At 67.9% G+C, this 455-nt stretch carries 1 protein-coding gene; it reads left to right on the plus strand.

The window, feature by feature from the left end:
- A partial coding sequence (locus JMN17_RS21470; protein ID WP_202329211.1) for a TonB-dependent receptor plug domain-containing protein occupies positions 1-455 on the plus strand: 455 nt, incomplete at both ends.

Below are 455 nucleotides of genomic sequence, written 5' to 3' on the forward strand. Positions count from 1 at the left end.
CTGTCCGGCAAGGTGCCCAGCCTGAACATCGAGTCCGACTTCGGCCGCACCTTCCCGCGCTTCTACGTGCGCGGCCTGGGCAACACCGACTTCGATCTGAACGCGTCGCAACCGGTGGGCCTCGTCTACGACGACGTGGTGCAGGAAAGCGTGGCGCTGAAGGGCTTCCCGGTGTTCGACATGGAGCAGGTCGAGCTGTTGCGCGGCCCGCAGGGCACGCTGTTCGGCCGCAACTCGCCCGCCGGCGTGATGAAGTTCGACTCCGCCAAGCCGGGCAAGCGCCTGGAAGGCTATGCCAACCTGAGCTACGGCCGCTGGAACTCCGTGAACCTGGAGACGGCGGTCAACGTGCCGCTGAACACGGACTGGCAGCTCCGCGTCGCCGGCATCGTGCAGCGCCAGGACGACCGTGTGCGCAACCCGCTGGCTGCCACCGCTGGCGGCACGGCCAACCT

The organism is Bacillus sp. RHFS10 (assembly GCF_016757475.1).
Classification (GTDB): domain Bacteria; phylum Bacillota; class Bacilli; order Bacillales; family Bacillaceae; genus Bacillus; species Bacillus subtilis_G.